This window comes from Intestinimonas massiliensis (ex Afouda et al. 2020) (genome assembly GCF_001244995.1).
Lineage (GTDB): Bacteria > Bacillota > Clostridia > Oscillospirales > Oscillospiraceae > Intestinimonas > Intestinimonas massiliensis.
This window is the reverse complement of record NZ_LN869525.1, coordinates 1-6,430: the sequence shown is the minus strand read 5'-3', so window position 1 is coordinate 6,430 and position 6,430 is coordinate 1. Positions and strand designations below refer to the sequence as shown.

Annotated in this window: 11 protein-coding genes and 1 pseudogene; 2 read left to right on the top strand and 10 right to left on the bottom strand. The window is 55.9% G+C overall.

Translation table 11 applies throughout. The annotated features are described in order from the left end of the window. Positions 1–222: 222 nt before the first annotated feature. The 6 genes from BN2154_RS00070 to BN2154_RS15930 form a co-directional block, all read right to left on the bottom strand. Complete coding sequence (locus BN2154_RS00070; protein ID WP_050616860.1) at positions 223–588, bottom strand: hypothetical protein; 366 nt, start codon at positions 586–588, stop codon at positions 223–225. Positions 589–666: 78 nt separating this feature from the next. Then, a complete protein-coding gene (locus tag BN2154_RS00065; protein WP_178627770.1) occupies positions 667–837 on the bottom strand; it encodes a transposon-encoded TnpW family protein in 171 nt (56 codons plus the stop codon). A gap of 65 nt (positions 838–902) precedes the next feature. Next, the gene (locus tag BN2154_RS00060) at positions 903–1,766 is read right to left on the bottom strand and encodes an ATP-binding protein (protein ID WP_050616858.1); all 864 of its coding nucleotides are present in this window, start codon (positions 1,764–1,766) and stop codon (positions 903–905) included. Then, positions 1,763–2,497: a phage replisome organizer N-terminal domain-containing protein gene (locus tag BN2154_RS00055; RefSeq protein ID WP_050616857.1), complete on the bottom strand. Its 735-nt coding sequence runs from the start codon at positions 2,495–2,497 to the stop codon at positions 1,763–1,765. Before BN2154_RS00055 ends, BN2154_RS00060 begins: the two co-directional genes overlap by 4 nt. Before the next feature lie 112 nt (positions 2,498–2,609). Next, complete coding sequence (locus tag BN2154_RS00050) at positions 2,610–3,008, bottom strand: cysteine-rich VLP domain-containing protein (protein ID WP_050616856.1); 399 nt, start codon at positions 3,006–3,008, stop codon at positions 2,610–2,612. Beyond that, entirely contained in the window at positions 2,989–3,165 is a 177-nt protein-coding gene (locus BN2154_RS15930) for a hypothetical protein (protein ID WP_195892273.1), read from the bottom strand. The genes BN2154_RS00050 and BN2154_RS15930 overlap by 20 nt, the downstream gene beginning before the upstream one ends. Before the next feature lie 106 nt (positions 3,166–3,271). On the opposite strand from BN2154_RS15930, the gene BN2154_RS00045 reads away from it, so the two are divergent. Beyond that, positions 3,272–3,547, top strand: a complete 276-nt coding sequence (locus BN2154_RS00045) for a type II toxin-antitoxin system RelB/DinJ family antitoxin (protein WP_050616855.1) — start codon at positions 3,272–3,274, stop codon at positions 3,545–3,547. Further along, positions 3,544–3,825, top strand: coding sequence for a type II toxin-antitoxin system YafQ family toxin (locus BN2154_RS00040; protein ID WP_050616854.1), 282 nt, complete (start codon positions 3,544–3,546; stop codon positions 3,823–3,825). Before BN2154_RS00045 ends, BN2154_RS00040 begins: the two co-directional genes overlap by 4 nt. Positions 3,826–3,930: 105 nt before the next feature. Here BN2154_RS00040 and mobQ read toward each other — a convergent pair whose 3' ends face one another. The 4 genes and pseudogenes from mobQ to BN2154_RS15570 all read right to left on the bottom strand — a co-directional run. After that, entirely contained in the window at positions 3,931–5,454 is a 1,524-nt protein-coding gene (gene mobQ / locus BN2154_RS00035; RefSeq protein ID WP_242853653.1) for a MobQ family relaxase, read from the bottom strand. 108 nt (positions 5,455–5,562) lie between these two features. Beyond that, a complete protein-coding gene (locus BN2154_RS00025; RefSeq protein WP_050616851.1) occupies positions 5,563–5,850 on the bottom strand; it encodes a DUF3847 domain-containing protein in 288 nt (95 codons plus the stop codon). Between the two features lie 28 nt (positions 5,851–5,878). After that, positions 5,879–6,340 (bottom strand): RNA polymerase sigma factor, encoded by a 462-nt coding sequence (locus tag BN2154_RS00020; protein ID WP_050616861.1) that lies wholly within the window; start codon positions 6,338–6,340, stop codon positions 5,879–5,881. Between the two features lie 10 nt (positions 6,341–6,350). After that, a pseudogene (locus BN2154_RS15570) lies at positions 6,351–6,430 on the bottom strand (RNA polymerase subunit sigma-24); the annotation flags it as partial.

Sequence of the window (6,430 nt, the reverse complement as noted above, 5' to 3'; positions counted from 1 at the left end):
GTGAGTCTGTCGCCTAACGTATCAAGTTCTAATTCGTCGTAGGACATGAGATCGCGGAGTTCCTTTATATCAAAGGGGGCAAGCCGCGCACCGCAAGAAATGAGGATTGATTTTGCTGTCTTGCCCGAAACGAGTTGTCAAGGACTTTTTAATCAAATTCACAAAAAAGCCACAAAAAAGTGCCAGAAGCAGATTTTAGCTCCTGACACTTTTGCGGATGGGTTATTTGCTCCTGCTTAACAGTTCGTCGCAAAGGTACGCATATTCCGGCAGTTGGTCGATATAGGGTTGCCAGCGTCGCTTTATCTCGGCCAGTTCCAGCGGATCAGCGTCCTCGAAGTCGTGATCGTTTCCGGTCATTCCGAAAACATCCAGTGCTATATCGTTCAAGCACTCATAACAAAGACCGACAGCAGACTCTATCCAGTTGCCGGTGTCGATATAAACCGGGTCGATACATATTGCCAGCCACACATAGCCGACCTTGTCCGACCAAACCAAATCATAAGCGGTCATCTGCTGGATATGTTTCTCAAACACTTTGCGGACGCGCTCAATCTCATTTTTCTCTTTTTCTGTGTACAGCATTTTCATGTCCTCCTTGGCTAAAAGTTTTGGTGTGTACCATCATCAGTTTAACACAAGGCGGCTGGCTTTATTAGCCGGTCACATCTGCTGTATTTCGTTTTTGAGCATACGCTTGATTTTGTCGCTCATGGTTTCGGTGCTGGTCTGGCTGAAATGGACGCGCACCTTGTAGGTGGTCTTGCCGATTTTCTTTACCAGCGCGGGGGCATCCTCCGGCGCTCTGGCCGGGGTGGTGTCTGCGGTCTGCATGGTACGGGTTTCTTCGCTCATGGCGCTCCTTTCTCCGGGCGGGGCTGCGCCGTCCGGCAAAACAATCAATCGCTCTTACGGTTCACAAGGTCTTTCGCCGCCTGCTTGGTGGCCCCGGCGTTTTCCTCCCGGAAGTTCTTCCCGGCAAAGAGGATCGGGGCGCACCGTTCTAGGATACGGTCATAGATACGGGCGTGGGCCAGGTCAGACGGGTTCTTGAGTTCGGCCAGTTTCAGGTTGGTGGTGATTATCATGGGCCTGCGGCTGCGGTAGCGGCTGTCAATGACGAAAAACATCTGCTCCATCGCATACTCGGTACTGCGCTCCACACCCAGATCGTCAATGATAAGCAGGTCGTACTCGTCAAAGCTGGCGATAAAGTCGGCCCTGTCCTCGGAGAACATCCCCGTCAGGCGGTTCAGGATGGTGGGAAAGTTTGTCATCAGCACCGGCACATCCCGGTCAAGCAGGGCGTTGGCGATACAACCGGCGAAAAAGGACTTGCCGGTTCCCACATCCCCGAACAGCAGCAGGCCGGTGTTGTTCCTGTATGCCTCCTTCCAGTTCTCAACATAGGCGCGGGCCTTGTCCATTAGGGGATTTTGGCCATTGTCGTTGGCAAAAGTGTAGTCGTACAGATAGCGGTCTTGCAGGCCCTGGGCCTTCCGGCGCTTGATACGCTCCATGCGGCGTTGCCGTTCCTCGGCAGCTTTGCGCTGTTCCTCGGCCTCACGCTGGCACTGGCAGATACAGCGGGGCATGAAGTAGCCGGGTTTCCCAAAGCATGGCACAACGGTCTGCCTCTGGCCGCCGCACTTTTTACAGTGAATAAGGCCGTCTGCCGGGTCTATGTACTCGTCCCCGGCCAGCTCCACACCGGCGGCTGCCTTGTCGATCAGCGCCCGGATTTCTGCGGTAATCTCCATCATACGGTTTCATCCTCCTTTACGCTGTAATCACGGTTGCGGGTGGGCGGGGACGCTTTCTTCGCGTCCTCACCGGCCCAGCGCCGGATGGTGGCGGCATGGCTCTGATACCGCTTGCCGGTAGAAGCCATGTACTCGGACAGCTTTTCGATGTACTGGCCCCATACGGTGGGAAAGCTGGCCTGCAAGTCTGCCAGTTCCTCATCCGTCAGAAAAACATTCTGGTAACGGCCATAGGCGCGGGCGGAGCGTCCCTTCTCTATCTCTCTCTTTATTTCTATCTCTTTCTCTAACTCTATCTCTATCTCTGGTGGACGAATGTCGGACAAATGTCCAACCTTTGTCCGGGGCGTGGAAAGAGCCTTGTTTTGGAGCCTCGCCGCCCGCTTTCGCTCGGCCTCGGTAGAGGACTGGCCGATCAGCAGCTCGATATTGCTCATGTAAAAAGTGCCGCTGTCCAGCACTTCCACAAGGCCCAGCTTCAGGAAAATTTGCAAGGCCCTCTCCACAGTGCCGATCTGCTGGCGGGTGATAGTGGCGATCATCTGCGCCGTGTAGGGGATATTCTCGTCAAGCTGGAGCCGCCCGCCGTGTTTCAGCGATTTCAGATACAGCTTGAGCAGAATGTTGGAGTACAGCACACCGTCCTGCATACTTTCCAGCAGCACGATGGAGTCATCGTCAAAATAGTTCTCTTTGAGTTTCAGGTAGTAATATTTTCGATTGTCTGACATGGGTTCCTCCTTGGGGTTATTTCAGGGGTCTATACGCCTTTAGAGGGCCGTTTTGGGGGCCAAAGGATAAATCTATCAGGCCCCCGCCGACACCCTCGAAAAAGTCCTTGATTTACAAGGGGTTTTCGGCCCCTAAAGCGTGACATTTCGCCCTCTGTTTGCGCTTGCGCTGGGCGGCCTTGATACGCTTCATGCGTCCGGCACATTCCGGGCAGTATTTGGCCCGGTTGGAGCCGGGTGTGAACAACGCCCCGCAGACGGCGCACCGTTTGGCGTCCAGGCAGTGGAACAGGGCCGTTTCCAGTTCCCTGTCCAGCGGCAGCACCGCCGCCCGGAACCACTGACACAGCAGGGAGTAGGAAATAGACTGGACACAGACACATTCCTCCCCATCGTCCAGCGCGATACAGTGGCCGCCGTCATAGTTGCAGCACTCATGTACCAGCCGCCGCGCTCTGCGGTACTGGCGGTAGTCCATGACGGGGATGGGGTCAGGCTTGCTTTTCTTCATGCTGGCACTTCCCGTACCCGCCGCAGTTTCCGCAGCCCTGGCAGGCATGGGCCTCCGGCTCCGGGCCGGTAGGCGCATCTGCCGGTTCCGGCTGCAAGAGGGCAAGGGGCAGGTCGATATTCAGGTGGACGGTCACAAGATAGTGAGCGGTAATCATAGGCGGTTCCTCCTTAATTTTTTGTGAATTTCAAGTCTATTGAGTTGATTTTGCGTTGCAAATGGCATATACTATAAGTGCAATAAACTTGAAAGGGGCTGATACAATGGCTAACACGACAAATTTCAGCGTCCGTATGGACAGCGACATCAAAAAGCAGTGCGAAACGCTTTACAATGAATTAGGCGTGAACCTTACCACAGCGATCAATGTCTTTCTGCGTCAGTCGCTCCGCGCCGGTGGCTTTCCCTTTGAAGTCAGGCTGGAACAGCCCAACAAGGAAACCATTGCCGCCATGTTGGAGGCAGAACGGATTGCGCGTGATCCCAGCGTGAAGCACTACTCCGATGTGGAAGAAGCCCTCCGGGAGCTGAAAAGATGAAGCGCGACATTGTTTGGACAACAAAGTTCAAAAAGGACTACAAGCTGGCGATGAAGCGTCACATGGACATCGGTCTGCTGGATGACATTATCCGGGCCTTGTCGCGGGGCGAAAAATTGCCAGAGAAAAACAAAGACCATGAGCTGACCGGCGATTGGGTGGGGCATCGGGAATGCCACATTCAGCCGGACTGGCTGCTCATCTATCGCATTGAGGACGATGTGCTGGTGCTGACGCTGGCCCGCACCGGGACGCACAGCGACCTGTTCGATAAATGAGAGTGCTGCCGCCGTATGGGGAAACCTGTACGGCGGTTTTTCTGTGTGCAAAGGGTGTCACGAAATATGACACCCCCGTGAGGGGTCGGTAAAACGCCGTACCCTTTACCGCTCCGGCCCCCGGTCGCGGGATTTGTCCCGTTCCTGGCGGGCCAGTTGGTCGGCGGCCTTGCGGAGCCGTTCCACGGCTTTCAGTTCCTCCCGCATGGCTTTCATGTCGATGCTGTCCACCTGTTTCTGTGCGGCCAGCAGGTCAATCTCACGCCGCCATTCCTTCGGGGTGATTTCCTCGCCGCTGGCTTTCAGTTCTTTCAGATACCGGGCCGCCGCGTCATAGAGGATCAGTTCCCGGCTGTGGCGCTGCTCGAACAGTTCCCGCTTCTCCGGCTTTACCCTGGCAAGCTGCTTGTGGACAGTCTTGTACTCGTTGTACTGCGCCCACATTTCCCCGCGCTCAGTGAGGACAGCAATCCGGCGCTCGGCCTTAACGATCTCTCGCCGCAGGTCATAGTAGCGGGTGTTCATATCTGCGATTTTTTCATGGAGCTGCTGCATGGACTGGATGCCGTTTGCCTGCAAAAAGCTGAACAGGGCGGCGCTCTCCTGCAAAGCCCGGATTTTGCCGGTGCGGGTGTCGGGCCGCTTGAGCTGCTGCTGGGCCTCCCACAAGTCAACCATGCTGGGCTGCTGGCCCTCCGGCTTCTCGGCCTCGGCCTTCGACCAGTTGTAGAGGCGGGTAATGCGGGCCTTGATTTCTTTCAGCAGCTTGTTGTCGGCGGCGATCTGCCGGTTGACTTCTCCCTTGTCGGTGCGGATACCGCGCTTCTCCATCTGGCTGGCCGCTGGCCCCAGGTGGACAGAGGGGATTTTATCAATGCCCTGTCGCTTGTAGCTGCGGTGGTCTACCAGGGCGGGATGACCGGCGGCCTCCAATGCCCGGTTGGTATAAGCCGCCCATGCCGCCCGCCAAATCTCCACATTCCCTTTGTCGTTCCAGTCGGTGGTGTCCTCCCGGTGGTTCTTCCAGCCGCCTTTCCCGTCCGGGATGCGCTGGCCGTTCTCGTCCAGGTCGTATGCCTTGCGGCACTTCGCGCCCCATCCGCCATTTTCTTTTAAGGGCCGAACGGTCAGCATGATATGGACATGGGGGTTGCCGGTTCCCTTGTCATGGATGGCAAAGTCAGCGCACATCCCCTTGTCCACAAAGTTGTCCTTCACATAGGCCCGGACAAGGGCAAGCTGCTGTTCCCTGGACAGTTCACGGGGCAAGGCCGCCTCGATCTCGCGGGCAAGCTGACTGTCCCTGGCTTTCTCGACCTGCTCCACACTGTTCCAGAGGGTGGAGCGGTCTGCAAACTCTGGCGGGGCATGGGCGGGCAGCATGATTTCCGCATGGACAACGCCGCCTTTGCGGGTGTAATCATGGGTCAGGCCGTCCCATTCATTCGTCAGCTTGGTTCCGCTGCGGTAGGCGGCTGCGGCAACAGCGGAACGGCCCTCGCTGCGCTTGATGATACTGACGGGGATATGGCAAAAATCTATGGGGATCGCCTCCTTTCGGTGAGGGGTATTCAGGCCGCAGGGGACGGGACAGCCGCTTGCGGATGTTCTGTAACCTGTGGCGCACAAGGGGTTTGGGGAGTGTAGCGCCCCATCGCGCTCGGAGAGCGCAACAGCCCCCGGCAGGGCGCACGACACCGGAAACGGTGTATAAGTGCGCCCTTGTAAACAAGGGACTTATGGCGTGTCCCCGGATTTTGGCAGGTTTGCAGTCAATTCCACAGCCCCCGGAAGATGGGACAGGGCAATTAGAAATGCTTTGACCTCTGCGCCGGAAAGGTTGGGAGCCAGCGGAAAAATACCCTCCAAAATGGCTCCGCGCTCAATCAGGCGGCGGGTGCGAACCCTGCGTTCTTCGTTCCGCTGCTTGTTCTCCAAAATCTTCTTGCGGTTCTCAAGCTGCCGGATCTCCTTCAGGACTTCCTGCCGTTCTTCTTTTTGTGGGGCTGTAATTTTTTCGTTCATGTCATGCACCTCTTTTCTTTGGAAACGCTCATAGATTGACCGTCCATTTCTGACGTGCAAAGTACCGGCGCAGCCTCCGCAGTGCGGCGTGGATGGATTTTCCCGCCTGTGATGGTGTGATACCCTCCATTGCGGCAATATCTTTCACTTTCATACCCAGCATATAGCGGGCATGGACACGGCGAGCCTGCATAGGCGGCAGGGAAGAAATGGCTTCATACAATCGCCGTATCAGTTCTTCGTATTCGGCTAATTCTTCTTTTTCTATCAGATAATCTTCCGGCGATGGCTGCGCCCAGCCGATTGCAGCATTTTCGATTCCATCGTTACAATCGAGGGAGTAAAACGCCTTATACCGGAACATCTTGCGCTCTCTGGCAGCCTCGGCCCTCTTATCCAAAAGAAACGCTTCGACGATCTCATCGGACACCTCCACAAAAATGTCCTCTTTGAAAAATGGATAATATTGTTTGAGATTGATGGTCTGCATAGGCACGCCCTCACTCTGTTTGAAAAAGGCCATCATAAAAGCGGCGCATATTCCGCAGCCCCCGGCGGATGGCAACGCTGACCTTGCTGC

What these genes read in the sequence shown, in the direction of transcription:
- BN2154_RS00070 (WP_050616860.1), bottom strand. Translation starts at nt 588, where the DNA reads ATGCTGTACACAGAAAAAGAGAAAAATGAGATTGAGCGCGTCCGCAAA.
- BN2154_RS00065 (WP_178627770.1), bottom strand. Translation starts at nt 837, where the DNA reads ATGCAGACCGCAGACACCACCCCGGCCAGAGCGCCGGAGGATGCCCCC.
- BN2154_RS00060 (WP_050616858.1), bottom strand. Translation starts at nt 1,766, where the DNA reads ATGATGGAGATTACCGCAGAAATCCGGGCGCTGATCGACAAGGCAGCC.
- BN2154_RS00055 (WP_050616857.1), bottom strand. Translation starts at nt 2,497, where the DNA reads ATGTCAGACAATCGAAAATATTACTACCTGAAACTCAAAGAGAACTAT.
- BN2154_RS00050 (WP_050616856.1), bottom strand. Translation starts at nt 3,008, where the DNA reads ATGAAGAAAAGCAAGCCTGACCCCATCCCCGTCATGGACTACCGCCAG.
- BN2154_RS15930 (WP_195892273.1), bottom strand. Translation starts at nt 3,165, where the DNA reads ATGATTACCGCTCACTATCTTGTGACCGTCCACCTGAATATCGACCTG.
- BN2154_RS00045 (WP_050616855.1), top strand. Translation starts at nt 3,272, where the DNA reads ATGGCTAACACGACAAATTTCAGCGTCCGTATGGACAGCGACATCAAA.
- BN2154_RS00040 (WP_050616854.1), top strand. Translation starts at nt 3,544, where the DNA reads ATGAAGCGCGACATTGTTTGGACAACAAAGTTCAAAAAGGACTACAAG.
- BN2154_RS00025 (WP_050616851.1), bottom strand. Translation starts at nt 5,850, where the DNA reads ATGAACGAAAAAATTACAGCCCCACAAAAAGAAGAACGGCAGGAAGTC.
- BN2154_RS00020 (WP_050616861.1), bottom strand. Translation starts at nt 6,340, where the DNA reads ATGCAGACCATCAATCTCAAACAATATTATCCATTTTTCAAAGAGGAC.